Below are 24946 nucleotides of genomic sequence, written 5' to 3'. Positions count from 1 at the left end.
GCGACTTATGGCCGAGCAGAAATTTATCGAGGTGCGCGGCGCGCGCGAGCATAACCTCAAAAGCGTCGATGTGGATATTCCGCGCGATCAGCTGGTGGTGATCACCGGGCTGTCCGGCTCGGGCAAATCCAGCCTTGCCTTTGATACGATCTATGCCGAAGGTCAGCGCCGCTATGTTGAAAGCCTGTCGGCTTATGCGCGGCAATTCCTTGATATGATGGGGAAACCCGATGTTGATCACATCTCGGGCCTGTCGCCTGCCATCTCGATCGAACAGAAAACCACCTCGAAAAACCCGCGGTCCACCGTTGGCACCGTGACCGAGATTTACGACTATATGCGCCTGTTGTTCGCCCGCACCGGCACGCCCTACAGCCCCACCACGGGCAAGCCGATCACCGCCCAGCAGGTGCAGGACATGGTTGATATCATCATGGCGATGGAGGAGGGCACGCGCGCCTATCTGCTGGCCCCGATCATCCGTGACCGCAAAGGCGAGTATAAGAAAGAGTTTCTGGACCTGCGCAAGCAAGGGTTCCAGCGCGTGAAAGTGGATGGCCAGTTCTATGAGCTGGAGGATGCGCCCACGCTCGACAAGAAATTCCGCCATGACATTGACGTGGTCGTCGACCGGATCGTGGTGAAAGAGGGGATTGAGACGCGGCTCGCCGACAGCCTGCGCACCGCGCTCAACCTTGCGGATGGTATCGCCATTCTGGAACTGGCGAATGAGGAGGCAACGCGCACCACCTTCAGCGAGAAATTCGCCTGCCCGGTGTCTGGCTTCACGATCCCGGAAATTGAGCCGCGCCTGTTTTCCTTTAACGCGCCCTTTGGCGCTTGCCCGGTTTGCGATGGTTTAGGGGTTGAACTGTTTTTCGACGAACGCCTGATCGTGCCCGATCAGAACCTGACATTGGCGCAAGGCGCGCTGGCCCCCTGGGCAAAATCCAAAAGCCCGTATTTCATTCAAACCATTGATGCGATTGCCAAACATTACGAGTTTGACAAAAAGCTGAAGTGGAAAGACCTGCCCGCCTTTGCCCAGCAAGTGTTCCTGCACGGCTCTGGCGAGGAAGAAATCAAGTTCCGCTATGACGAGGGCGGGCGGATTTATCAGGTCAGCCGGGTGTTCGAAGGTGTCATTCCGAATATGGAACGCCGCTTCCGCGAAACCGATAGCAATTGGGTGCGCGAGGAGTTTGAGCGTTACCAGAACAATCGTCCCTGCGGGGCCTGCAACGGCTATCGCTTGCGCCCTGAGGCACTGGCCGTGAAAATCGGCGGCCTGCACGCGGGCCAAGTGGTGCAAATGTCGATCGCCGAGGCGCATGACTGGATCAGCGGCGTGCCAGAGCATCTGACCAACCAAAAGAACGAAATCGCGCGGGCCATCCTGAAGGAAATCCGCGAACGCCTTGGTTTCCTTGTGAATGTTGGTTTGAACTACCTCAGCCTGTCGCGCAATGCGGGCACGCTGTCGGGCGGGGAATCGCAGCGTATCCGGTTGGCCAGCCAGATCGGGTCGGGGCTGACGGGGGTGCTTTATGTGCTGGACGAACCCAGCATCGGCCTGCATCAGCGCGACAATGACCGCCTTCTGACCACGCTGAAAAACCTGCGCGATCAGGGCAATTCGGTGCTGGTGGTGGAACATGACGAAGACGCGATCCGCGAGGCGGATTATGTGTTCGACATGGGGCCGGGGGCCGGGGTGCATGGCGGCACGGTCGTCTCACACGGCACGCCCGCGCAGGTGATGGCCGACCCGGCCAGCCTGACCGGGCAATATCTGCAAGGCACGCGCGAAATCTCGGTGCCGAAGGTCCGGCGCAAAGGGTCGGGCAAAAAGGTGACGGTGGTGGGGGCCACGGGCAACAACCTGCAAAACGTCACCGCCGATTTTCCGCTGGGCATGTTTGTCTGCGTCACGGGCGTTTCGGGCGGTGGCAAATCCACCCTGACCATTGAAACCCTGTTCAAAACCGCAGCGACACGTTTGAACGGCGCCCGCGAAACCCCCGCGCCCTGCGAGACGATCAAAGGCTTTGAACATCTGGACAAGGTGATCGACATTGATCAGCGCCCCATCGGGCGCACGCCACGGTCCAACCCTGCGACCTATACCGGGGCCTTCACCCCGATCCGCGACTGGTTCGCGGGCCTGCCCGAGGCGAAGGCGCGCGGCTATGCGCCGGGGCGGTTCAGCTTCAACGTCAAGGGCGGGCGGTGTGAGGCCTGTCAGGGCGATGGCGTCATCAAGATCGAGATGCATTTCCTGCCCGATGTCTATGTCGAATGTGAAACTTGCAAGGGCAAGCGCTATAATCGCGAAACCTTGGAAATAAAGTTCAAGAACAAAAGTATAGCGGACGTTCTTGATATGACGGTTGAAGATGCGCAGGCGTTTTTCCAAGCCGTGCCAAGCATCCGTGAAAAGATGGATGCGCTGATGCGCGTGGGGCTTGGCTATATCAAGGTGGGCCAGCAGGCGACGACGCTTTCGGGCGGCGAGGCGCAGCGCGTCAAACTGTCCAAGGAGTTGAGCCGCCGCGCCACGGGCCGCACGCTTTATATTCTGGACGAACCCACCACGGGCCTGCATTTTGAAGATGTGAAAAAGCTGCTGGAGGTGCTGCACGAGCTGGTAGATCAAGGCAACACCGTGATCGTGATCGAACATAACCTCGATGTCGTGAAAACCGCCGATTGGGTGATTGATATCGGCCCCGAAGGCGGTGATGGCGGCGGCCATATTGTTGCCACAGGCACCCCCGAAGATGTCGCCAAGGTCGAGGCAAGCCATACTGGGCGCTACTTGCGGGATATGTTGAAACCTCGGAAACTGGCAGCGGAATAGGGCACAGGGGTTTAGGTTTGGAACGATTTTTCACGGGTATCGGCCGCGGGCTGCAATTGCTTTTGGCCTTTGGCCTGTTGTTCTGGGCCGCTATGGCGGTGCATTTCCAACTCTCCCCGCCGTTTCGGATTGCGGCGATTGCGGCGCTGGCGGCGGTGGCCTTGGTGATCTTGTTTCTGGCGGGGCGCGGCAAGTGGCGCGGCGTCTGGCGCTGGATGGGCTTTTCCGCCATCGTCATTTTCGGCTGGTGGTTCACCGTGCGCCCCAGCAATGACCGCGACTGGATGGTCGAAGTGTCGCGCGGCGTCACCGCCGAGGAGGTGCCCGAAGGCTTGCTGGTGCGCAATATCCGCAACTTTGACTGGACGAGTGAAACAGAGGCGACCCCGGCGTGGTATGACGCGGTGGTTGACCCCGACAAGATTACCTCTGTCGATATGTTGCTGTCGGTCTGGGATCATCCCGATATTGCCCACACGCTTGTCAGCTTTGGCTTTGAGGATGGTCAACATATTGTTTTCTCGGCTGAAACCCGCAAGGAAAACGGCGAAAGCTATTCCACTCTGGGCGGGTTTTTCCGGCTGTTCGAACTGTCGCTGATTGCGGCGGATGAACGCGACATTGTCCGCCTGCGCACCGATTTGCGGGGCGAGCAGGTGGGCCTTTACCCGATTGATATCACACCAGAGCAGCGCAAAACCCTGTTCATGTCTTTCATCGACTATGGCAATGGGCTGGCAGCACAGGCCGAATGGTATAACACGCTGACGACCAATTGCACCACGGTGCCCTATTTTCTGGTGGCGAAGTTTTCTGACCGGGTGACGCTGGATCGGCGCATGATGCTGCCGGGGCGTTTGCCGGAATATTTGCAGGATCTGGGCGTTCTGGCCAAAGGGCAGGATATGGCACAGGTGCGCAAACGCGCGCGGCTGGGCAGCCTTGGCCCCGCCGTGCCAGATGGCAAAGCCTTTTCCAAACAAATGCGCCGGGCCTGGGCCACGCCCTGATATTGCCCGATTTGCCTGCCAAAGTGCCGCCCATACCAGCAAGGGAAAGGGCATGACATGCGCAAACTGATCTATACGACTGCCTTGGGCGCGCTGGTCGCGGCCCCCGGTCATGCGGGCCAGCCGATCAAGGAAAGTCTGGTCGAATGTGCCGTTCTGGTTGAACTGCTGCTGGGCGAGCAAAGCTTTGTTCCCGGTCAGGATGAGATGTTGGACATCTATACCAAAGCCGCTGTTTCCATGCGGGCCGAGGCCACGCGGCAGGCCGATGCGGGCTATGTCTCGCAGGTGTCAGCGGTGAAGCGCGATCTGTGGCATCAGCGTTGGGACGAAGGCCAATGGGATGACCCGAACAATCGCGCCGATCTGGCCGAATGGTGGACCTATTGCTTCAAACTGGCCAAGCATCTGGATTTGAAGCTGGAGCCATAGGCCCCAGCCTCTGCCGTTTCAGCGTTTGCTCAGCGGGCAGCTTGAAATCCCGAAGATCGAATAAAGCGGGCAGGTTTTCATCAACCCGGTGCCAAGCGCGATGACGCCCAGCACGATGAACACCCAACGATAGCCCATCCCCGGCATCAGGAAATAAGCGGCCAGCAGGGCCACCCCAACTGCGATGCGCAGGATGCGGTCTATGCCGCCGACGTTGGTTTTGAACATGGTATCTGCCTTTCCATTCAGCCCGATTCTGGGCGGTATGGCGGCAGGTTACGGCCTGCGGGCGGCGCTGTCTGTGATCTGGTCACATGGCGGTTTGTGCAAGGCGGCGCAAAGCGGCGCTGTCGGTCAATTGCACCCGTCCGCGATCGGTTGTCACCCAACCTTTGCGGGCAAACCCGTCAAGCCTGCGCGAGATCACCTCGCGGGCGGAACCGATGCGCGCCGCCAGATCGGCTTGGGTCGCGGTCACGGCACCATCCACCGCAAGGTCCAGCAGCGCTTGCGCCAGCCGCGCCTCGACCCGCGCAAAGGCCACGCGTTCCAGCACATGGGTCATATCGGCCATGCGCTGCGCAAAGGCGCGAAAGACATAGTGGCGAAAGCCTGCATCCTCATCCATCAGGCGGCGGAACATCGGGGCGGGGATCATGGCGATGCGGCAAGCGGTTGCGGCCACTGCCTCGCCGGAATAGGGTTCATCGCCCATCAGGCCCAGCGTGGTTTGCACACAGCTTTGCCCCGGCTCTACGGCATACAGCAAAATTTCCCGCCCGGTGGGGCCTGTCAGATGCACATCAATCCGCCCCGAGAGCACCACGGCAAAGCCTTGAGGCGTCTCGCCGGGGTGGAAAATCGCGGTGCCTTGGGGGATGTCAGCGACAGGCAGCGCCTCCAGCCGGGCCAGATCACCTGCGTTCAGGCCGGGGAAACTGCTGGCCGCCCATCCCATCAACCGCGCCCGCGCGCCTCAAACCGGGGCAGCATGGCGGAAAAGTCGCGGCCCTTGCCATCCTCTTCCTCGACAAAGCGCGCGTAAAGCGCGGCGGCCATCTGGCCCATCGGGGTATCGGCATCCACGGCCTCTGCCGCTTGCTGGCTCAGCCGCAAGTCCTTCAGCATCAGTTCCGAGGCAAAGCCGGGCGCATAGCCATTGTCGGCAGGGCTTTTCGGCCCCACACCGGGGGCAGGGCAATAGGCGTTCATTGTCCAGCTATAGCCTGACGAGGTGCTGACCACATCAAACATCTTCTGCCGGTCCAGCCCCAATTTATCAGCCAAAGCAAAGGCTTCGCAGGTGGCGATCATGGTGACGCCAAGGATCATGTTGTTGCAGATCTTGGCCGATTGGCCCGCACCCGCATGGCCGCAATGCACGGCCTTCTGGCCCATGATGTCAAACAGCGGTTTGACCTTGGCAAAGGCTTCCTCGGACCCGCCGACCATAAAGGTCAGCGTGCCTGCAGTCGCGCCGCCAACCCCACCTGAAACCGGCGCATCCAGCGCGCCCAAGCCTGCCGCTGCCGCCTCGTCGGCCACCGCGCGGGCCGAGGCCACATCGACAGTCGAACAATCACACAGCACCGCCCCCGCAGCCATCGCCGGGATCACCTGAGCCGCGACGCTGCGCAAAATCGCACCATTGGGCAGCATGGTGATGACCACATCCGCGCCCTTGGCAACGGCTGCCGCAGTCTCGGCCTTGGCCACACCTGCGGGCATCGGGGCGGCAAGGTCAAACCCTGTGACCGTATGCCCCGCCGCAACCAGATTGGCCGCCATCGGCCCGCCCATATTGCCCAAACCGATAAATCCGATGTTCATGCCTCATCCTCCCATGTCCAGGCCTGCTTGCCCAAAGGCTTCAGCATGGCGGCAACCTCTGCCGTGCTGACGGCCTCAATACTGTCATGCAGCCAGTTCGGCTGGCGATCCTTGTCAATCACTGCTGCCCGGATGCCTTCCAGAAAATCGCCCTGTTCCTGCGCGCGGTAGGTATAGCGGAATTCCAGTTCCAGCGCGCGGGGCAGGGTGGGGGCATCGCCCAAGCGGTGCTGCATCTCAATCGCGGCGCAGGCGGCCAGCGGTGACACGCGCCCCAAGGCCTTGGCCGCCGCTTGGGCAAAGGCGCTGTCATCCCCGCGCAGCGACCGCAGAATATCGCCCAAAGTCTCACCGCCGAAATGCTGGTCGATCTGCGGCTGTTGCGCGGCCAAAACCCCATCAGGCGCCTGTGCTTGAAACGCCGGCAAGGCTTCGACGCCGTCTTGCACCAAAGCTGCGATCAGGCGCGGCCAATCGGCCTCGGGCACAAACACATCCGCAAAGCCCGCATAAATCGCATCCGCAGGCCCCATGCGGGTGCCCGTGGTGCCCAGATATTCGCCCAGACGCCCCGGCCCCAAAGCCAAAAGGAATGACCCGCCCACATCGGGCACCAACCCGATCCCACATTCCGGCATGGCAATCTGGCTGCTGCTCCCGACCACCCGGTGCCGCGCATGGCAGCCAACGCCCACACCGCCGCCCATGGTAAACCCCTGCATCAGGCTGACAATCGGCTTGTCATAGCCCGCGATCCGCAGGTTCATCCGGTATTCCTTGCGCCAGAACTCCTGCCCATGCGCAAAATTCCCGGCCCGGCCTGCGGCATAAAGTTCCGCAATATCGCCCCCGGCACAAAAGGCGCGCTCTCCCGCCGCGTCGATCACCACCAGATCAACCGCGTCATCCTTGGCCCAGGCGATCAGCGCCGCATCCAGTGCCACACACATCGGCTCGCTCAGCGCGTTCAGGGCGGCGGGCCGGTTCAGCGTGACCCGGCCACAGCGCCCCTCAACCCGGATATCAATATCGCTCATGCGCGCTCCGCCAACATCTGACGGCTGATGATCAGACGCATGATCTCATTCGTGCCTTCCAAAATCTGATGCACCCGCAAATCCCGCACAATCTTTTCGATCCCGTAATCGGCAAGGTAGCCATAGCCGCCATGCAGCTGCAAGCAGCCATTGGCCACCTCAAAACAGGCATCCGTCACATAAAGCTTTGCCATGGCACAGAATTTCGTGGCCTCCGGCGCGCCTGCGTCCAAAAGCCCCGCCGCATGGCGCAGGAAAACCCGTGCGGTTTGCAAACGCACCTCCATATCGGCCAGCCGGAATTGCAGCGCCTGAAACTGATCGATGCTTTTGCCAAAGGCCTTGCGCTCGCCCATATAGGTCAAGGTCGCATCCAGCGCCGCCTGCGCCCCGCCCAAGGCACAAGCCGCAATGTTCAAACGCCCCCCGTCAAGCCCGGCCATGGCATAGGCGAAACCGCGGCCTTCCTCGCCCAACAGGTTTTCTTGCGGCACCAGACAATCATCCAACTGCACCTGACGCGTCGGCTGCGACCGCCAGCCCATCTTGTCCTCAAGCCCGCCAAACGACAGCCCCGCCGCACCATCCTCCACGATCAAGGCCGAAATCCCCTTCGGCCCCGCATCACCCGTCCGGCTCATCACGATATAGGCGTCGGAATAGCCGCCCCCCGAAATGAACGCCTTTGTCCCGGTCAGCCGATAGCCCTCATTGCCCTTCACAGCACGGGTTTTCAACGCCGCCGCATCCGACCCCGATCCCGGCTCGGTCAAGCAATAGGAAAACACCGTCTCCATGCTGCACATCTTGGGCAACCAGCGCGCCTTGGCCTCGGCAGACCCGAACTTGTCAATCATCCCGCCGCACATGTTATGGATCGACAAGAACGCCGCCACCGACGGGCAGGCCATCGACAAAGCCTCAAACACCAAAGTCGCATCCAGCCGCGACAGGCCAGAGCCGCCGAAGTCCTCCGACACATAAATTCCACCCAAACCCAGCGCCGCTACGTCCGGCCAAAGGCTTTTGGGAATATCGCCCGCTTTTTCCCACGCCCGCGCAAAGGGCGCGATTTTCTCCGCGCCAAACCCCTGCGCCATTTCAAAAATCGCTTGCTGCTCTTCGGTCAGGGACGTGTTCATTGCGGGGCCTTTTCAACAGGGATCAGTCAGAATTGAACGTCTGTTTAATTCATAACTTTTTCAACACTGTTTCAAGCTTTTCATCTTGGTGAAAATACCTGCGGGGGGTCCGGGGGGCGGCGAAGCCCCCCGGCGCGCGTCATCAATCCATCGCTTTGAAGTTGAACGCCGCACCTTCCTTGATGCCGCTGGGCCAGCGCGAGGTCACCGTTTTCGTCCGCGTGTAAAAGCGGAAGGCATCCGGCCCGTGCTGGTTCAAATCGCCAAAGCCCGATTTCTTCCAACCGCCAAAGGTGTGATAGGCCAGCGGCACCGGGATCGGCACGTTGATGCCCACCATGCCCACATTGATCCGCGCTGCAAAATCGCGCGCAGTGTCACCATCGCGGGTAAAGATCGCGGTGCCATTGCCATATTCATGGTCCATGGCATAGCCGATGGCTTCCTCATAGGTCTTGGCGCGCACAGTCGACAGAACCGGCCCAAAGATTTCCTTGCGATAGATGTCCATATCGGTGGTCACATGGTCAAAAAGATGCGGCCCGACGAAATATCCCTGCTCATAGCCTTGCAGCTTGAAATCACGCCCGTCGACCACCAGCTTCGCCCCCTGCGCCACGCCGCTTTCGACCAGCTTCAGAATGTTGGCCTTGGCGGCGGCGGTCACAACCGGGCCATAATCAATATCATTGCCCGCCGTATAGGGCCCGACCTTCAGCTTCTCGATCCGCGGGATCAGCTTTTCGATCAGCGCATCGGCCGTGGCATCCCCCACAGGCACCGCCACCGAAATCGCCATGCAACGCTCGCCCGCAGCGCCATAGCCGGCACCGATCAACGCATCGGCGGCTTGGTCCAGATCGGCATCGGGCATGATGATCATATGGTTCTTGGCGCCGCCAAAGCATTGCACCCGCTTGCCGTTGGAACAGCCGCGCCCATAGATATATTCCGCAATCGGGGTCGATCCGACAAAGCCCACGGCCTGAATGACCTCATTGTCCAGAATCGCATCGACCGATTCCTTGTCGCCGTTAATCACCTGCAACACGCCATCCGGCAGGCCCGCCTCCTGGAACAGTTCCGCCAGAATCAGCGGCACCGAAGGGTCACGCTCTGACGGTTTCAGGATAAACGCGTTGCCGCAAGACAAGGCCGGGCCCATTTTCCACAGCGGGATCATCGCCGGGAAGTTGAACGGCGTGATACCGGCTGCCACGCCCAAGGGCTGACGCATGGAATACATGTCGATGCCGGGGCCGGCGCTGTCGGTAAACTCGCCTTTCAGCATCTGTGCGGCGTTGATGCAATATTCGATCACTTCCAGCCCACGCTGCACATCACCCTTGGCATCGGGGATGGTCTTGCCATGCTCGCGGCTCAGCGCCTCGGCCAGCTTGTCCATATCGCGGTTGATCAGGCCGACCATCGCCATCATCACGCGCCCCCGCTTTTGCGGGTTGGTCGCAGCCCAGGCCGCTTGGGCACGGGCGGCATCCGCCACCGCCGCATCCAGCTCCGCCTTGGAGGCCAGCGGAACCCGCGCCTGCACCTCACCCGTTGCCGGGTTGTAAACATCGGCAAAGCGTCCCGATGTGCCTTTGACATGTTTGCCGTTGATCCAGTGGGTCAGTTCTTGCATGGCATCCTCCCAAGAGTGAATTTTCCCCAGTGTAGCCTTGCAATTTTGCCCGATAAAGAGGCAATATTCCAAAAGCGTTTTGCAATTATGCAAAGGTGGGGCGGCTATGGATTGGGATGATCTGCGGATATTTCTGGCGGTGGCGCGGGCCGAAAGCCTGTCCGGCGCGGGCAAATCCTTGCGCATTGACCCTGCTACAGTCGGCCGCCGCATTGCGCGGCTGGAAGCAACGCTGTCGGCCCGCCTGTTCACCAAAACCCCGCAAGGCTATGCCCTGACCGCCGATGGTCAACGCCTGATGGACCCGGCCTTGGCCGCCGAGGCGGCCCTTGCCGCCGCCAGCGACAGCCTGCACACCCATACCGAGGCGCTGACCGGGCAAATCCGGCTGGGCGCGCCCGATGGCAGCGCCAATTACCTGCTGCCCCAAGTGCTGACCCAGATCAGCGCCGAAAATCCGGGGCTGGAGGTGCAGCTTGTGGCGCTGCCACGCGTTTTCAACCTGTCAAAGCGTGAGGCGGACATGGCCATCGCCGTCAGCCGCCCCGAAACTGGACGGCTGACCGTGCAGAAACTGACCGATTACCGCCTGCATCTGGCCGCCTCACGCAGCTATCTGGCGCAACACCCGCCGATCCAGCGGCGCGAGGATCTGCGCGCGCATCGCATTGTCGGCTATATCCCCGATATGATCTTTGACAAGGAACTGGATTATCTGGGCGAATTCGGTGCCTCTGCGCCCGATATCTCGTCAAACTCGGTGTCGGTGCAAACCCAGTTTCTGCGCGCGGGGGCAGGGGTGGGCATGGTGCATGACTTCGTGATGCCCTTCGCCCCCGAACTGGTGCATGTGCTGCCCGAAGCCCTTGCCCTGACCCGCAGCTTCTGGCTGGTGCGTCATGCCGATGACGCCAAGATCGCCCGGCTTAACCGCTTTGCCGAATTGTTGGCGACAGGCGTTCGAAAGGAAGTCCAAAAGCTGGAGGCAGGCGATGCGGCACCCCCCTCCAGCCAGTTTTTGTGATAGGGCGCGTATTTATCGCGTGATAACCGTCAGCGCGTCATTCAGGGCGGCACTTCGTTTCACCAGATCGGCAAGCGGTTTGACCTGCGGTCGCGGCAAGTCCCGCGATTGCGACAGCCGTCCGGCAAGGCGATTCAATTCGACATTGGTGCGCATCAGCTTCGCCGCGTCGCCTTGAATGGCGCGATATTGTCGCTCGAACTGAGTATAATGCTGCACCCATTTCCGCATTGCAGCTTTCACCTCTTCATCTTCAATTTCCGTAATTTCAATCGGCTTTTTATCATTTGTAAGTGGAAAACGTGGCAATCTGATCTCCATCCCGGGGGAAATCCCCGAAAGAAATATGCGCCTTTCCTCTGAGTCGCACAAAGAGATTGTTTGTCCGGTGTTCTTGCTGCGAAATCCTGACCTGACGAGACGGCCTATCCGCCGGATTTCCCGCTGTTTTGCGGGTTCAGAGGCCGGTTTGCGCGTCGGCACAGTTTTGCTGCATCCGCGAAATTCGGTTCAGTCTGTGACATCTGAGTGCTAGACATGTAAGGCATGAATGGGTAAACCCCTGCTCGTTAGCGCTAACAAAGCGGAATTGATACAGTCCGACACCCGGAGAGGAAGCCCATGGTCTCGCGCGTCATCCCAGTTGAACCCTTCGATCTTGTGGTATTCGGCGGCACGGGCGACCTGTCGCAGCGCAAAATCCTGCCCGGATTGTATCGGCGCTTCTGGGCCGGGCAAATCCCGGCGGACAGCATGATCATCGGGGCGGCCCGTTCGGAAATGGATGATGCGGGGTTCCGCGATCTGGCCCGCGCCGCGATCATGGAATTCGTGGCCGAGGACAAGCGCGACCCCGAGATGATCGAGGCGTTTCTGGCGCGTCTGGGCTATGTCGCGATTGATGCCAAAGGCACGGGCGGCTGGGCCGAGCTGAAAAAGCGGGTGCGCAAGGATGTTGTGCAGGCGTTCTATTTCTCGGTCGCACCGTCACTGTTTGGCGATCTGGCGCAGCGCCTGCACGATCACAAGATTGCCGATGCCAACAGCCGCATCGTGGTGGAAAAACCCTTTGGCCGCGATCTGGAAAGCGCCAAGGCCCTGAACGCGGGGCTGGCCAAGCATTTCAACGAAGCCCAGATTTACCGGATTGACCATTATCTGGGCAAGGAAACCGTGCAGAACCTGATGGCGGTGCGCTTTGCCAACATCCTGTTCGAACCGCTGTGGAAATCCGAATATATCGACCATGTGCAGATTACCGTGGCCGAAACCGTCTCGGTCGATGGGCGCGGGGCCTATTACGACAAATCGGGCGCCATGCGGGATATGGTGCAAAACCATATGATGCAGCTTTTGTGCCTGATCGCGATGGAGCCGCCCTATCACTTTGATCCCGATGCCGTGCGCGATGAAAAGCTGAAGGTCATTCGCGCGCTGGACCCGGTGCCTGCCGATGACATCGTGCGCGGGCAATATCTGGCGGGCAACGGGCAGGGCGGCTATCTGGAACATGCCGAGGACGCTGCCAGCAAGACCGAAAGCTATATCGCGATGAAGGTGCATATTTCCAACTGGCGTTGGAAAGGCACCCCGTTTTACCTGCGCACCGGCAAGCGGTTGCGGGCGCGGGCCTCGGAAATCGCGATCACCTTCCGCGAGCCGCCGCATTCGATCTTTGACGATGCCGAAGGCTGGCGCGAAAATGTGCTGGTCATTCGCTTGCAGCCGAATGAAGGCATGAACCTGATGGTGATGATCAAGGAACCGGGGCCGGGCGGCATGCGCCTGACGCAGGTGCCGCTGGATATGTCTTTTGCCGAAGCCTTGGGCGAAGATGGCGCCGATATTCCCGATGCCTATGAACGGCTGATCATGGATGTGATCCGTGGCAACCAGACCCTGTTCATGCGCGGCGATGAGGTCGAGGCGGCATGGGCCTGGACCGACCCGATCATTCAGGGTTGGGAAAAACGTGGCGACAAACCCAAAGGCTATGATGCCGGATCCTCTGGCCCCGAAGATGCGTTGATGCTGATGCACCGGGACGGGCGCCGCTGGCGGGAGATACGCGAATGAACCTGATCGAATACGCAGATCGCGAAATGATGATGATGGCGCTGGCAAACAAGATCGCCGGCGAATTGGGGACAGCCCTGCGCAGTCACGGGCGGGCAAGCCTGTCGGTGCCCGGTGGCACCACGCCCGGCCCGGTGTTTGACATGCTGTCGGCGGTTGATCTGGATTGGGCCAATGTCTCGGTCTTTCTGAACGACGAACGCTGGGTGGATGAAACCAGCCCCCGCTCCAACACCCGGCTGTTGCGGCAGCGCCTGTTGCAAAACAAGGCCGCAGTGGCGCAGCTTGTGCCGCTTTATGCACCCGCCGAGACGCCCGAAGACGCGATGGCGGCACTGTCCAAGGGCATTGCCCCGCATCTACCGATCTCGGTTCTGCTGCTGGGAATGGGGGCCGATATGCACACAGCCTCGCTGTTTCCCGGTGCCGACCGGCTGGAGGAGGCTTTGGCCGATGACGCGCCGCTGTTGCTGCCGATGCGGGCCGATGGCGCGGGAGAGCCGCGTATCACCCTGACAGCGCCGGTGCTGCGCGGGGCGCTGAACACACATATCCTGATCACGGGCGCGGATAAACGCGCGGCGCTGACCCGTGCGGCCAGCCTGCCTGCGCGCGAGGCCCCGGTGCGCGTGGTTCTGGATGACGCAACGATCCATTGGGCGGAGTAACCCTTATGAAACAGCATTGGCAGGCGCTTCGCGCCCATCACGCAACCCTTGCGGATGTCAGAATTTCTACCCTGCTGGAAGCCCCCGCGCGGGCGGCGGAATTTTCCGCCCGTCATGGGGAAATGCTGTTCGACTTTTCCAAAACCTCTTTGGATGCCAAGGGTTTGGCCCTTTTGCTGAATCTGGCGCAGGCTGCTGATGTCGAAGCCAAGCGCGAAGCGATGTTCCGTGGTGACAAGATCAACGTCACCGAAGGCCGCGCCGTTTTGCACACCGCGCTGCGCAATCTGAACGCCGCGGTGACGGTGGACGGCGAAAACGTCATGCCGTCTGTGCGCGCCACCTATGCCCGCATGGTCGAATTTGCCCGCGCGATCCGCGAGGGAGAGATCAAGGGGCAGGGCGGGGCCTATACCGATGTGGTGAATATCGGCATCGGCGGGTCCGACCTTGGGCCCGCGATGGCCTATCTGGCGCTGACCCCCTATGCCGACGGGCCGCGCTGCCATTTTGTCAGCAATGTCGATGGTGCGCACATCCATGACACGTTGCGCGGGCTGAACCCAGAAACCACGCTTGTTATCGTGGCCTCCAAAACCTTCACCACCATCGAAACCATGACCAATGCGGAAACCGCGCGGGACTGGATGGCGGCCAAGGTTGCCGACCCTGCTGCCCAGTTCGCCGCTGTCTCCACCTCGGCGGATCGCACGGCGGCCTTTGGCATTGATGCCTCGCGCGTGTTTGGCTTCGACGATTGGGTCGGCGGGCGCTATTCGATGTGGGGGCCGATTGGCCTGTCCTTGATGCTGGCCATCGGCCCTGCAGGGTTTGACGATTTTCTGGCCGGGGGCGCGGATATGGACGCGCATTTCCGCCATGCGGCCCCGGCGCATAACCTGCCGATCCTGCTGGCTTTGGTCGGCATCTGGCACAATCAGATTTGCGGCTATACCACCCGCGCCGTGCTGCCCTATGACCAGCGTTTGTTGCGCCTGCCCGCCTATTTGCAGCAGTTGGAAATGGAAAGTAACGGCAAGCGCGTTTCCATGGATGGCAGCGATCTGGAAGAACAGTCCGGCCCCGTGGTCTGGGGGGAGCCGGGCACCAATGGTCAGCACGCGTTTTATCAGTTGATCCACCAAGGCACCCGCGTTGTGCCCTGTGAATTTATCGTGGCCCGCCAAGGGCATGAGCCTGATCTGGCGCATCAGCATCTGTTGCTGGTCGCCAATTGCCTTGCCCAATCCGAGGCGCTGATGCGCGGCCGTTCCTTGGCCGAGGCGACCGGGATCATGGCAGCGAAGGGCCTGACCGGGGCCGAATTGGACCGCCAGGCCCGCCACCGGGTTTTCCCCGGCAATCGCCCCTCTACCACTTTGGCCATCCCGCAGCTGACGCCTTTCACGCTTGGTCAGATTATCGCGCTGTATGAGCATCGGGTTTTTGTCGAAGGGGTCATCCTTGGGCTGAACTCCTTTGATCAATGGGGGGTGGAGCTGGGCAAGGAACTGGCGGTTGCCTTGCAGCCGATCCTTGAAGGTCGCGCCTCGATTGAGGGCAAGGATGCCTCGACCAAGCTGCTGGTGGATTACCTGACCACCGCGCCAAAGGCCTGACGGATCGGGGCCAGATGGTCGCGCAGGCTTTGCGCCGGATCATCTGGCAAAGCGGTGCGCAGGGTCCGGGCCGTGGCCCGCGCCGCCGCTTGGGCCTGCGGGTCGGCATAGGCCGCGCGGATGGTATTTATCAGGCTGTCCGCACCGCGATCTTGCCATGCGATCACCCGGCACACACCTGCCTCCTTGGCGCGGCGGGCGTGGTAAAGCTGTTCCAGATGTTGCGGCATGGCGACCTGCGGCAGGCCCGCAAACAGCCCAAGGCACAGAATGCCATGCTGCCCGGAATGTAGCAAAAGCCGTGACTTCTCGGCAATCCGGCCCACCGGAACAGGCGCGCTTTCCACAATGATTCCAGCGATTTGCAGACGTTTCTTCAAGTCATTTGTGATCTGCGGAACAAAGCAGCGCAGCGGCAGGTCCAGCCCGCACAAGCCCCCAACCAGATCAGGGTTCTGAAATTCGGTGGTCGAGAAATAGGCGAATATCTCGGTGCCATCTCTGGCCAGTTGCGGGGCGATATCGGCCAAAGGCGTGATATGCCGCTGGTGGCGATGGGCGGCGAAAGGGTCCAGCATCGGCAGGCTGCGCACCAAGGTCAGGTCAGCGCGATAGATCGCGGCAAGCCGGGGCAGCGGCGGCAGGCCATGCGCGGCCCCGGCCACATTCACATTGGCCAGCAAGCGGCTTTCGCTGTGCAGGGTTTCGGTGAATTCCGGTAGGAAAGGCGGGCAGCGGTCCAGAGTGTCGGGCAAAATACCGTAACCTGTGCCTGTCGCGATGATGCGGATCGGATAGGCCCGCGCGGCCAGTGCCTGTGCCGCCAGCATCGCCGTGGGCGCGTAATCGGCGACCAGCACCTCTATGCCGCGCTGCACGATCAGCGTCACCCACCAGCCAATCGCTGCGCGCAGGCGCTCAGGGTCGGCAAAGCCCAGATCGCCAAGGTAATCGGCCCATGTGGCAGTGGGCACAGCACCCGGCCCTTGGCGGCGGCGGCGATCATAGGCCAGCGCCACGCCGGGAAAGCAGGTGGCGTTGATATCGGCAAGCTCGGCGGCATGGTCCATCCGCGCTAGGGCGGCATCATAGTCGAAACCGGGGCCAAGAGCCTGCGCAATGCTGCGCAAGGTCAGGATATGGCCACGCCCGGCCCCCGCCTCATTCGCCAAAAGCACGCGCGGGCGCATCGGGGCTACACCGGGTAGTCCGGGCCGCAGCCCCCGGTTTCGCCGCCCGTAGGTGGCGGGGGGGGCGGGGGCACAAGCACTGTGGCCGGGGTGCCATCGTCCTTCATCGGCGATATGCAATTCCGCACGATCAATTGCGGGTTGCCAAAGCGCGCGCGCGCCCAATCGGTTGCGGCATCGGTATCAAACAGCACGCGCTGCGTGACACCCGCCTCACCAAGGCGAAAGACGGAACGTTTGCCCGCGTCGGTCACGATCAGGGCAGGCCGAAAGGCCCCATTGTCGAGAACCGAGCAGCGCGTGACCGAAACGCTGGCGGGGGGCACACAGGCCGCGCAAAGCGTGGTTGCGCCCAGAACGGCGGCCTTGAAAGGGGAGGCGTAATCCATCGGAAAGGTCCTTATGCAAACACAAGGCGCCCCGATCGAAAGAGGGTCGCGGCCCTTGCCCGGACAGGTTATCCAGAACCAGCGGGCCGCGATGTCACTTGGGGAACAGGCGTTCCCGCAGGGGTTACGGCAGGGCCGCCGTCACGATCACCTCGACCTTATAGGCCGGGGCGGCGAGTTTTGATTCGCCCGTGGCCCGGCCCGGCGTGTGGCCCTGTGGCACCCACGCATCCCAAACCGCGTTCATTTCCGCGAAATCGGCCATATCGGCCAGCCAGATCTGCACCATCAGCATCCGGGTCTTGTCGGTGCCAGCGGCAGCCAGAAGGCGGTCTACCTCGGCCAGACAATCCTGCGTTTGCTGGGTCACGGAGGCACCGGGCGTGCCAACCTGTCCGGCCAGATAAACGGTGCCATTGTGGATGACGGCCTCGCTCATGCGTTTGCCAATGCCGATGCGGGTAATCTCTGCCATGGGATGCTCCTCGTGTCATGGAATGCCCCTGCCTAACGCGCGGCGCAGGCCAAGAAAAGGGGCGATCATACGGGCAGAGGAAAGATGGAGCGGGTGAAGGGAATCGAACCCTCGTATTCAGCTTGGGAAGCTGCTGCTCTACCATTGAGCTACACCCGCATCTTGCGCTGAAATAGGCCAGCCGCGCGCCGCCGTCAAGCGGGTTGCGCGGCTGGTGGGATTTTGCCGCCTAAGGGACGGTGATTTCCGTGCGCTCACCCGCGATCACGGTGGCCGGCGCTTCGGATTTTACCCCATCGCGTTCGGCCACGGCGATGTAATCGCCTGCGGGCAGGGTGGTTTGCGCCGCCTCGCCATAGTCATAGCGCACCGATGTGCGGTTGCCTTGAATATCAGGCTTGGCCTTGAACACTTCAATCACCCGCGCACCGGGGGCCGCAATGGCCAGAACTCCGGCGTTCAGCACGATTTTCACATCCACCCGCTCATTCGGTTTGACGGTAAAGGCGGTTTCGGCATCGGCTTCTTCCTTGTCGCCCACCGCGACATAATCACCGGGGGGCAGGGTGAAGTTTTGCGCCGCGCCATAACCGCCCGCGACCCGCTCGCGGCTGCCATCAAGGGCCTTCTTGGCGGCATAGACGTCGATGGCTTGGCCGACATCCTCCATCAGCATGTCGGGGGTGTAATAGGTATCAATCACCGCAAGCCCAGAGGCGACCACCACATCCAGCGTCACATCCGCACCTGCATCAATCACCGCCACAGCGCGGGCCGAAGCGTTGCCCATGCGCACCGTCACCTCATATTCACCAACGGGCAGGATGCGGGTTTCAACACCGTAATGGCCAGAGCTGATGCCACCGCTGCCGGTAAAATCGACCGGGCTGCCATCAACCGGCGCCCCCCCCGCTTCGGCAAGGGGCCGCACCGTCAGCCGCCCGGCGTTCAAAATCACCTCGGGTTGGGCCAGCGCATCGGCGGTCAGCACCACCTCTTGCTCGGCAGAAACAAGGTCTTTGGTCACGACCAGCAAATAGGTGCCGGGTTCGACAAAGCGCGGCTCGGTGTCATAGGTGCCGCTGACCAAATCGCCGCGCGCCCCATCGACCAGCGAGAACAGTTCCACCGCAGGGCGCAATTCGGCGGCCACATCGGGGCCACCGGCCACCAGCCGCACGAATGGCGCGAAATTTTCGGTCACAGCGGCGGGTTTTTCAGGTTCCGGCGGGGCCACCACTTCGGGGGCGGCGGCCACGGTGGTTTGCAACGCTTGCGTCAGGCTGCCTGCATCCTTGGCCTCGATATATTGCCCGCCCGTCGCCTCGGCAAGGCAGGCCACCTGCTTGCCTTCTTCGGCGGTCAGGCCAAAACCCACGACATGGGCGGTAAAATCCACGCCCGAGGCTTCAAGTTCGGCCCCCAGCGCGCAGGGATCGGCCTCGCAGGTTTCAATGCCGTCGGTAATCAGGATCACGGTGGCCTTTTCTTCGGTTGAGCGCAGATCAGCGGCGGCGCGGCGCACCGCTTCGGTCAAGGGCGTTTTGCCCAGAAACTGCATGGCATTGGCCGCCGCAGCAATCGCAGGCCCGCTGCCTTTGGCGGGGGGCACAATCAGTTCAATATCGCTGCATTCGCCTTTCTGGCGGTGGCCATAGGCGATCAGCCCCAGTTCGGTATCGGGCGACAGGCCCGCCAAAACCCCGGCCAGCGCCTCACGCGCGATTTCTAGCTTGGGGCGACCGTCAATCTGGCCCCACATGGACCCAGACCCATCCAGCACGATGATGGATTTGCCTTGGGCAAACAGGGGGGAGGCAAAACTCAGGACAAAAAATGCACATAAGGACGCGATTAACCGCATTGGACTTCCTCGCAAAATAAATCTGTCAATGCGGGCAGGCTAATTTGGGGAAAGCACCAAATCAAGAGGCATGAAAAAAACGCCCCCGGAGCCAAATCCGGGGGCGGTTGCGGTTGGGTCTGACCTTTGCGCAAACCCACCCGCCAGCAAGACGCACCAGGGGGACAGGAGGCGCGCCTTGCGTAAAGCGCGGGTGCTTACATCGCGGGCAAAAGCACCTTGTCGATCACATGGATCACGCCGTTGGACTGTTTCACATCGGCGATGGTCACATTGGCCACATTGCCCTGACCGTCCTTGATCATGATCTTGTCGCCTTCATACATCGCCGTGAATTCGCAGCCACCCACGGTCGTCACCGGATGCGCGCCTTTGTCGTCATCCACCATTTTCATGATCGCGTCCGACATAGCATTGGCCGCAACCACATGGCAGGTCAGGATTTTGGTCAATTGATCCTTGTTTTCCGGCTTCAGCAGGGTTTCCACCGTGCCTTCGGGCAGGGCTGCAAAGGCGTCATTGGTCGGGGCGAACACGGTGAACGGGCCTTCGCCTTGCAGCGTTTCCACCAGCCCGGCCGCCTGCACAGCCGCAACCAGCGTGGTGTGATCGGCAGAGTTCACGGCATTTTCAACGATGTTCTTGTCTTCGAACATCGCGGCACCACCCACCATCGGGTTTTCAGCAAGGGCCATGCCCGACATCAGGGCGAAAGCGGCGGTCAGCGAAGCGATACGTGTGGTCATCATAGTGTTTCTCCGGTTCTGCCAAGGGCCATTCCCTTGGGTCTGCTCGGAGTTACGGGCGGTGGGCGGGGGAAGTTTCAGCACCCCCGAAAATAATTTCAAATATTTTCGATCACGCCTGTCACCAGCACTGGCCCGGTCGGCGCCCCGGTGGGGGAGCCGCCTGTCGGTTCCAGACTGATCGCCAGCACCATGCCCGCGCCAAGGGCTGCCGTGGCCAGCGTGACGCCATCACCTTCGATCAGACCAAGCGAGACGGGGGCCGCATCGCCCACGATCAACCACAATTCATGCACGCGGCCAGCTTCGGCGGCGGGGCCAGCGATACGGGCCACGCGCAACTCTTGCCCGCGCAACGCCACCTCATAGCGCAAGGCGCTGCCTTCGGCGGCCAGCGTGGTCAGCGGGGTAAAGGGTTGCGGCGCGGGTGAAAAGATCACCAGAACCGCCACGCCCAGCGCCGCTGCGGCAGCAGCCCCGGCAAACCAGCTTTTCCAGAAGGGCTTTTTCTGGGGCGACACGCCGAACAACCGCGCCTCGATCTTTGGCAGCAGGTCGGGGGCAGGGGCGTCGTCATAGCCTGCGTTCAGGCCCGACAACCGCTGTTCCCAGCGCGCCACGGCCAGCGCGAAATGCGCATCGCGGCGCAACCGGGTGGCCGCCGCCTCGCGCTCGGCCAAGGGCAGGGTGCCCAGCACATATTCGGCGGCCAGAACATCGGTTTCTTCTTCTTTGGGGATATCGGGTGTGGTCATTGGTCCAGACACTCCCGCAGTTTCAGCAGGCTGCGGCGCAGCCATGTGCGCATCGTGTTGATCGGCACGCCAAAGCGCTGCGCCAAGGCTTCATAGGACAAGCCGTCCAGATAGGCCCCTTGCACCGCCGCCGCGCGATCAGCCTCCAGTTCGGCAAAGCATTTCACCACGCGCCGCGCCTCGCCCTCGGCCACCAACCCGGCCAAGGCGCTGCGGCTGCCATCCGCCAGTTGCGCCACTTCTTCGCCATCGTCATTCCCGGCCCGTGGCGGGCGGGCGCGCAACCGGTCAATCGCATGGTTGCGGGCGATGGCAATCAGCCATGTCATGCCACGCCCTTTTTCCGGGTCAAAGCGCCCTGCACGCAGCCAGACGCGGGTGTAAATCTCTTGCAATGCGTCCTCCGCCTCTGCTCGGTTTCCCAAGATACGCAGCAGAACGCCCATAAGTTTCGAGGAGCTCGCGGAATAGATGTCGCGAAACGCCGCGCGGTCTTGCGCGGCGATCTTGATCAGCAGCTCTGCGATCGGGTCATCAGTCATCGGGCCACGCGCGACATTTCCATTGCCCGCCAACCTAACACCGATGCCCCTTTGGTCAATGCTTTACCCACGCCGCCGCCGCCGCCCGCCTTCGGCCTCGGCCCCGCCGCCCCCGGTGTTGAAGTTCACATCGGGCAGGGTGAGAATGGAAAACAGGTTCGGAAAGCCTTCGACCGCGTTGGGAATGTTGGAGGCATTGACGAAATGCTCCTGAAAGCGCGGCTCGATAGCAGTTTCAACCTTGTGAATCTGGCTGACGGTATATTCCACTTCGGCCCGCGCCGCACGGTTCAGAAGCGCAATCCGCGCCCCCGTGCCCGCCGCATTGCCCGCCGATGTCACCTTGTCTAGCGGCACATCTGGGATCATGCCCAGAACCATCGCATGTTTGGGGCTGATATGGGCACCAAAAGCCCCGGCCAGCACGATGCGGTCCACCTTATCGACGCCGAACTTATCCATCAGCAGCCGCGCACCGGAATAAAGCGCGGCCTTCGCCATCTGAATCTCGCGGATATCGCGGTTGGTCACGGTGATCAGCGGCCCGCCATCGGCAGTGCCATCCCAGACCAGATAGGAATGTGTGCGCCCATCCTTGAAACAGCGCGCCGTCCCGGTTTGCTCAGGCGAGCCGATCAGCCCCGGCCCGTCCACAATGCCCGCCATCCGCATTTCGGCGACCATCTCAATGATGCCAGAGCCGCAAATACCGGTGATCCCGGTGGTGGCAATCGCGGTATCAAACCCATCCTCATCCGACCACAGGTCCGACCCGATCACCTTGAAGCGCGGCTCTTTGGTGACGGGGTCAATCTCCACCCGCTCAATCGCGCCGGGGGCGGCACGTTGGCCCGAACTGATCTGCGCACCTTCAAAGGCAGGCCCGGTAGGGCTGGAACAGGCCAGCACCTTTTCGGTATTGCCCAGCAAAATCTCGGCATTGGTGCCCACATCCACCACCAACAGCAGGTCTTTGGATTTCTCCGGCGCTTCCGACAGCGCCACAGCGGCGGCATCCGCCCCCACATGGCCCGCAATGCAGGGCAGCAGGTAAACCCGCGCCGATGGGTGAAGCTGCAAATCCAGATCGCGGGCGGTCAGATGCAAACTGCCCGAGGTCGCCAGCGCGAAAGGTGCTTGCCCCAGCTCGAACGGGTCAATCCCAAGGAACAGATGATGCATGACCGGATTGCAGACAAACACCGCATCCATGATCAGCGCCTGGTCCACCCCCGCTTCGGCGCTGATCTGCGCGAACAGCGTGTTCATCCCGGCCCGCACCGCCGCTGTCATTTCCGCCGCACCGGTTTTGTTCATCATGGAATAACTGACGCGGCTCATCAAATCTTCGCCAAAGCGGATTTGCGGGTTCATCAACCCCGAGGAGGCCAGAACCTCGCCCGAGCGCAGATCGCACAGATGCCCGGCGATGGTGGTCGACCCCAGATCCACCGCCAAGCCGTAAATCCCGCCCTCATAAAGCCCCGGCCACAGATGCATGATGCGCGGCACATCGGCGTCATCAATGCGGTGCAGTGCCACCGTCACCTTCCACTCGCCCTTGCGCAGAATGGGCTGCAAGGTGGTCAATACCGACAAATCGGCGCGCACGGCGTCAATCTGCCACTGATCGCGCAAGGCATTGGACAGCCGCTCAAAATCCCCCGAAGGGTCGTGCATGTCCGGCTCCGCCACTTCGACGTAATGCAGCGTGACCGATGGGTCGAGCGTGATCTGCCGCGCCTCGGCCCGCTTGCGGATCACCTGCTTGTGGACCTGACTTTCGGGTGGCACGTCAATGACCACATCGCCCTGCACCTTGGCCTGACAGCCCAAACGCCGCCCGTCGATCAGGCCGCGCTTGGATTTATAGCGCTCCTCCACCGCGTTCCACTCTGACAGCGCACCATCAGAGACCGTCACCCCATGCTTGGCAAATTCGCCATAGCCCGGCGTGATCTGGCATTTGGAACAAATCCCGCGCCCGCCGCAAACGCTGTCCAGATCAACCCCCAAAGACCGCGCTGCCGCCAGAACCGGCGTGCCAAGCGCAAAGCGCCCGCGCTTGCCCGAAGGGGTAAAGATCACAAGTGCGTCGTCGCTCATCTTATTGTTTCCTGCCCGAATTCATGACTGTCCCATTCTGCCTTTCTAGGCCGTATCACAAGCGCTTCAACGCCTTAAAGCGGCAATTCAGCCACCAGTTTCGCCGTCAAAGGCCCCGCGCCGCTTCTGATTTCATCTTGGCAAAAATACCTGCGCCGCAGGCCCCGGCCTACGACCAGCGCAGCCGCCGGTTATGCGCGTCACAGCGGTCGGATTTTCAGCGCGGTCAGGCGGTTTTCCTTGCGTGTCACCACCTCAAAGCGGAAACCGTGAAAGCTGAACACTTGCCCCTCGCTCGGGATCAGTTGCGCCTCATGGATCACCAGCCCGGCGATGGTATTGGCCTCATCATCGGGCAGACCCCAATCCGTAATACGGTTCAGGTCGCGGATCGTCATCGAGCCTTCGACCAGAAAATCACCATTCTCGGCCCGCGCCAGTGATTGATCTTTCTCCACCGTGTCAAACTCATCGCGAATCTCGCCGACGATTTCTTCCAGAATATCTTCCAGCGTGATCAGGCCACGCAGCGCGCCATATTCATCCACCACCAGCGCAAAATGCGTGCGCCGTTTCAGGAATTGCCGCATCTGTTCGTCCAGCGGCGTGGTTTCCGGCACGAAATAGGGCTTCATCGCCACTTTCAGAATATCCAGATCGGTCAGCTTGGCGATCCGCCCCGCGCCCGAGCGCAGCAGCTTGTCCACCTCGCGCAGCAGGTCCTTGGCATGCACCACACCCAGAATATTCTCATCATCGCCGCGATAGACCGGCAAACGCGTATGCGGCGAGGCAAGCACCTGGCTCAGAATATCGCCGGGGGTCTTTTCGGCGTCGATCATCTCGATCTCGCGGCGGTGGCGCATGATTTCCTCGACCGTGCGATCGTTGAGGTCCAGCGCACCCAACAGGCGGTCGCGGTCTTCCTTTTCCACCGCGCCTTCGGAATGGCCCAGCGCGATGGCCCCGGCGATTTCTTCGCGCAGGGCAAGGAATTTGCTGTCAGGATCGGTGCGCACGCCGAACAGATACAAAATCCCCCGCACCAAGGCCCGCACCAGCGTCACCACTGGCGAAAAGATCGGGATGATCAGCCCGATCACCGGGGCCACACGGCTGGCCGCCGTTTCGGCATTGGTGATCGCATAGGTTTTCGGCAGCACCTCGGCAAAGATCAGCACAAGTGCGGTCATAATCAAGGTCGCAAAGGCCACGCCGCTTTCGCCAAACAGCCGCGTCATCAGCGCAGTCGCCAAGGACGCCGACAGAATGTTGACCACGTTATTGCCCAAAAGCAGCGCGCCGATCAGCTTTTCATTGTCCTCGGTGACATTCAGCGCCTTTTCCGCACCTTTCGACCCCCGGTCCGCCTGCGCCCGCAACTTCCCGCGCGAGGCCGCCGTCAGCGCGGTTTCGGACCCGGAAAAGAAGGCTGACATCACCAAAAGCCCCAGAATCGCGCCTGCTGTCAGCAAAAGGCCCGTATCAAACATCGTATCGGTCACATCCGTCCCCATTATAACGTCTCTGTCCCATGTC

General features: G+C 61.4%; 23 protein-coding genes and 1 tRNA gene. 7 read left to right on the top strand and 17 right to left on the bottom strand.

The genetic code is table 11. The features are described 5' to 3' along the window. Positions 1–7 precede the first annotated feature (7 nt). The 3 genes from uvrA to EGN72_RS13995 are packed head-to-tail and all read left to right on the top strand — an operon-like array spanning position 8 to position 4302. Positions 8–2860: an excinuclease ABC subunit UvrA gene (gene uvrA / locus EGN72_RS14005; RefSeq protein WP_127048629.1), complete on the top strand. Its 2853-nt coding sequence runs from the start codon at positions 8–10 to the stop codon at positions 2858–2860. A gap of 17 nt (positions 2861–2877) precedes the next feature. Then, entirely contained in the window at positions 2878–3870 is a 993-nt protein-coding gene (locus EGN72_RS14000; protein ID WP_127048627.1) for a DUF4105 domain-containing protein, read from the top strand. Between the two features lie 57 nt (positions 3871–3927). Further along, on the top strand, positions 3928–4302 hold the full coding sequence (locus EGN72_RS13995; RefSeq protein WP_127048625.1) for a hypothetical protein: 375 nt from the start codon (positions 3928–3930) through the stop codon (positions 4300–4302). A gap of 18 nt (positions 4303–4320) precedes the next feature. Here the strand turns inward: EGN72_RS13995 and EGN72_RS13990 are convergent, their stop codons facing one another. From EGN72_RS13990 to EGN72_RS13965, 6 genes are all read right to left on the bottom strand, one after another. Next, positions 4321–4530, bottom strand: coding sequence for a DUF2892 domain-containing protein (locus tag EGN72_RS13990; protein WP_127048624.1), 210 nt, complete (start codon positions 4528–4530; stop codon positions 4321–4323). Positions 4531–4612: 82 nt separating this feature from the next. Then, a complete protein-coding gene (locus EGN72_RS13985) occupies positions 4613–5260 on the bottom strand; it encodes a Crp/Fnr family transcriptional regulator (RefSeq protein ID WP_127048622.1) in 648 nt (215 codons plus the stop codon). Continuing rightward, complete coding sequence (mmsB, locus tag EGN72_RS13980; protein ID WP_127048620.1) at positions 5260–6132, bottom strand: 3-hydroxyisobutyrate dehydrogenase; 873 nt, start codon at positions 6130–6132, stop codon at positions 5260–5262. Before mmsB ends, EGN72_RS13985 begins: the two co-directional genes overlap by 1 nt. Then, positions 6129–7169 carry an enoyl-CoA hydratase/isomerase family protein gene (locus tag EGN72_RS13975; RefSeq protein ID WP_127048618.1) on the bottom strand — a complete coding sequence of 347 codons (1041 nt, stop codon included), beginning with the start codon at positions 7167–7169 and terminating at the stop codon, positions 6129–6131. The genes mmsB and EGN72_RS13975 overlap by 4 nt, the downstream gene beginning before the upstream one ends. Then, positions 7166–8311: an acyl-CoA dehydrogenase family protein gene (locus EGN72_RS13970; protein WP_127048616.1), complete on the bottom strand. Its 1146-nt coding sequence runs from the start codon at positions 8309–8311 to the stop codon at positions 7166–7168. Before EGN72_RS13970 ends, EGN72_RS13975 begins: the two co-directional genes overlap by 4 nt. A gap of 142 nt (positions 8312–8453) precedes the next feature. Continuing rightward, entirely contained in the window at positions 8454–9953 is a 1500-nt protein-coding gene (locus EGN72_RS13965; protein ID WP_127048614.1) for a CoA-acylating methylmalonate-semialdehyde dehydrogenase, read from the bottom strand. Positions 9954–10059: 106 nt separating this feature from the next. Between EGN72_RS13965 and EGN72_RS13960 the strand changes: the two genes are divergently transcribed. After that, positions 10060–10977, top strand: coding sequence for a LysR family transcriptional regulator (locus EGN72_RS13960; protein ID WP_127048612.1), 918 nt, complete (start codon positions 10060–10062; stop codon positions 10975–10977). A 12-nt stretch (positions 10978–10989) separates the two neighbouring features. Here the strand turns inward: EGN72_RS13960 and EGN72_RS13955 are convergent, their stop codons facing one another. Continuing rightward, positions 10990–11298 carry a hypothetical protein gene (locus EGN72_RS13955; RefSeq protein ID WP_127048610.1) on the bottom strand — a complete coding sequence of 103 codons (309 nt, stop codon included), beginning with the start codon at positions 11296–11298 and terminating at the stop codon, positions 10990–10992. 300 nt (positions 11299–11598) lie between these two features. On the opposite strand from EGN72_RS13955, the gene zwf reads away from it, so the two are divergent. From zwf to pgi, 3 genes are read left to right on the top strand one after another with little or no spacing between them, the layout of a single operon-like run. After that, positions 11599–13053, top strand: coding sequence for a glucose-6-phosphate dehydrogenase (zwf, locus tag EGN72_RS13950; RefSeq protein ID WP_127048609.1), 1455 nt, complete (start codon positions 11599–11601; stop codon positions 13051–13053). Continuing rightward, complete coding sequence (gene pgl, locus EGN72_RS13945; RefSeq protein WP_127048606.1) at positions 13050–13721, top strand: 6-phosphogluconolactonase; 672 nt, start codon at positions 13050–13052, stop codon at positions 13719–13721. The genes zwf and pgl overlap by 4 nt, the downstream gene beginning before the upstream one ends. 5 nt (positions 13722–13726) lie before the next feature. Next, a complete protein-coding gene (gene pgi, locus EGN72_RS13940; protein WP_127048604.1) occupies positions 13727–15340 on the top strand; it encodes a glucose-6-phosphate isomerase in 1614 nt (537 codons plus the stop codon). Here the strand turns inward: pgi and EGN72_RS13935 are convergent. The 10 genes from EGN72_RS13935 to EGN72_RS13890 all read right to left on the bottom strand — a co-directional run bounded on the left by EGN72_RS13935 (position 15313) and on the right by EGN72_RS13890 (position 24900). Then, the gene (locus EGN72_RS13935; RefSeq protein WP_127048603.1) at positions 15313–16530 is read right to left on the bottom strand and encodes a nucleotide disphospho-sugar-binding domain-containing protein; all 1218 of its coding nucleotides are present in this window, start codon (positions 16528–16530) and stop codon (positions 15313–15315) included. The genes pgi and EGN72_RS13935 overlap by 28 nt on opposite strands. A 5-nt stretch (positions 16531–16535) precedes the next feature. Then, the gene (locus EGN72_RS13930; protein ID WP_127048601.1) at positions 16536–16919 is read right to left on the bottom strand and encodes a hypothetical protein; all 384 of its coding nucleotides are present in this window, start codon (positions 16917–16919) and stop codon (positions 16536–16538) included. A gap of 124 nt (positions 16920–17043) precedes the next feature. Then, the gene (locus tag EGN72_RS13925; RefSeq protein WP_127048599.1) at positions 17044–17394 is read right to left on the bottom strand and encodes a RidA family protein; all 351 of its coding nucleotides are present in this window, start codon (positions 17392–17394) and stop codon (positions 17044–17046) included. 85 nt (positions 17395–17479) lie between these two features. Beyond that, positions 17480–17553, bottom strand: a tRNA-Gly gene (locus EGN72_RS13920). A 70-nt stretch (positions 17554–17623) separates the two neighbouring features. Then, positions 17624–19258, bottom strand: a complete 1635-nt coding sequence (locus EGN72_RS13915; RefSeq protein ID WP_127048598.1) for a VWA domain-containing protein — start codon at positions 19256–19258, stop codon at positions 17624–17626. Positions 19259–19455: 197 nt separating this feature from the next. After that, positions 19456–20007: a fasciclin domain-containing protein gene (locus EGN72_RS13910; protein WP_127048595.1), complete on the bottom strand. Its 552-nt coding sequence runs from the start codon at positions 20005–20007 to the stop codon at positions 19456–19458. A 95-nt stretch (positions 20008–20102) separates the two neighbouring features. Further along, positions 20103–20759: an anti-sigma factor domain-containing protein gene (locus EGN72_RS13905; protein ID WP_158623199.1), complete on the bottom strand. Its 657-nt coding sequence runs from the start codon at positions 20757–20759 to the stop codon at positions 20103–20105. Further along, a complete protein-coding gene (locus EGN72_RS13900) occupies positions 20756–21301 on the bottom strand; it encodes a sigma-70 family RNA polymerase sigma factor (RefSeq protein WP_127048590.1) in 546 nt (181 codons plus the stop codon). Before EGN72_RS13900 ends, EGN72_RS13905 begins: the two co-directional genes overlap by 4 nt. 63 nt (positions 21302–21364) lie before the next feature. After that, positions 21365–23407 (bottom strand): ASKHA domain-containing protein, encoded by a 2043-nt coding sequence (locus EGN72_RS13895; RefSeq protein WP_127048589.1) that lies wholly within the window; start codon positions 23405–23407, stop codon positions 21365–21367. A 200-nt stretch (positions 23408–23607) separates the two neighbouring features. Then, entirely contained in the window at positions 23608–24900 is a 1293-nt protein-coding gene (locus tag EGN72_RS13890; RefSeq protein ID WP_127049368.1) for an HlyC/CorC family transporter, read from the bottom strand. Positions 24901–24946: the final 46 nt, after the last annotated feature.

The organism is Pseudorhodobacter sp. E13 (assembly GCF_003991405.1).
Taxonomy (GTDB): Bacteria; Pseudomonadota; Alphaproteobacteria; order Rhodobacterales; family Rhodobacteraceae; genus Pseudorhodobacter.
The sequence above is the reverse complement of the archived record's forward strand: the minus strand, read 5'-3'. Positions and strand labels throughout refer to the sequence as shown.

Coding starts and splice junctions, on each gene's coding strand:
- mmsB (WP_127048620.1), bottom strand. CDS start 6,132: ATGAACATCGGATTTATCGGTTTGGGCAATATGGGCGGGCCGATGGCG.
- EGN72_RS13895 (WP_127048589.1), bottom strand. CDS start 23,407: ATGAGCGACGACGCACTTGTGATCTTTACCCCTTCGGGCAAGCGCGGG.
- EGN72_RS13975 (WP_127048618.1), bottom strand. CDS start 7,169: ATGAGCGATATTGATATCCGGGTTGAGGGGCGCTGTGGCCGGGTCACG.
- EGN72_RS13930 (WP_127048601.1), bottom strand. CDS start 16,919: ATGGATTACGCCTCCCCTTTCAAGGCCGCCGTTCTGGGCGCAACCACG.
- EGN72_RS13990 (WP_127048624.1), bottom strand. CDS start 4,530: ATGTTCAAAACCAACGTCGGCGGCATAGACCGCATCCTGCGCATCGCA.
- EGN72_RS13985 (WP_127048622.1), bottom strand. CDS start 5,260: ATGGGATGGGCGGCCAGCAGTTTCCCCGGCCTGAACGCAGGTGATCTG.
- EGN72_RS13910 (WP_127048595.1), bottom strand. CDS start 20,007: ATGATGACCACACGTATCGCTTCGCTGACCGCCGCTTTCGCCCTGATG.
- EGN72_RS13960 (WP_127048612.1), top strand. CDS start 10,060: ATGGATTGGGATGATCTGCGGATATTTCTGGCGGTGGCGCGGGCCGAA.
- EGN72_RS13905 (WP_158623199.1), bottom strand. CDS start 20,759: ATGACCACACCCGATATCCCCAAAGAAGAAGAAACCGATGTTCTGGCC.
- EGN72_RS13890 (WP_127049368.1), bottom strand. CDS start 24,900: ATGTTTGATACGGGCCTTTTGCTGACAGCAGGCGCGATTCTGGGGCTT.
- pgi (WP_127048604.1), top strand. CDS start 13,727: ATGAAACAGCATTGGCAGGCGCTTCGCGCCCATCACGCAACCCTTGCG.
- uvrA (WP_127048629.1), top strand. CDS start 8: ATGGCCGAGCAGAAATTTATCGAGGTGCGCGGCGCGCGCGAGCATAAC.
- zwf (WP_127048609.1), top strand. CDS start 11,599: ATGGTCTCGCGCGTCATCCCAGTTGAACCCTTCGATCTTGTGGTATTC.
- EGN72_RS13935 (WP_127048603.1), bottom strand. CDS start 16,530: ATGCGCCCGCGCGTGCTTTTGGCGAATGAGGCGGGGGCCGGGCGTGGC.
- EGN72_RS13915 (WP_127048598.1), bottom strand. CDS start 19,258: ATGCGGTTAATCGCGTCCTTATGTGCATTTTTTGTCCTGAGTTTTGCC.
- EGN72_RS13900 (WP_127048590.1), bottom strand. CDS start 21,301: ATGACTGATGACCCGATCGCAGAGCTGCTGATCAAGATCGCCGCGCAA.
- EGN72_RS13995 (WP_127048625.1), top strand. CDS start 3,928: ATGCGCAAACTGATCTATACGACTGCCTTGGGCGCGCTGGTCGCGGCC.
- EGN72_RS13965 (WP_127048614.1), bottom strand. CDS start 9,953: ATGCAAGAACTGACCCACTGGATCAACGGCAAACATGTCAAAGGCACA.
- pgl (WP_127048606.1), top strand. CDS start 13,050: ATGAACCTGATCGAATACGCAGATCGCGAAATGATGATGATGGCGCTG.
- EGN72_RS13925 (WP_127048599.1), bottom strand. CDS start 17,394: ATGGCAGAGATTACCCGCATCGGCATTGGCAAACGCATGAGCGAGGCC.
- EGN72_RS13970 (WP_127048616.1), bottom strand. CDS start 8,311: ATGAACACGTCCCTGACCGAAGAGCAGCAAGCGATTTTTGAAATGGCG.
- EGN72_RS13955 (WP_127048610.1), bottom strand. CDS start 11,298: ATGGAGATCAGATTGCCACGTTTTCCACTTACAAATGATAAAAAGCCG.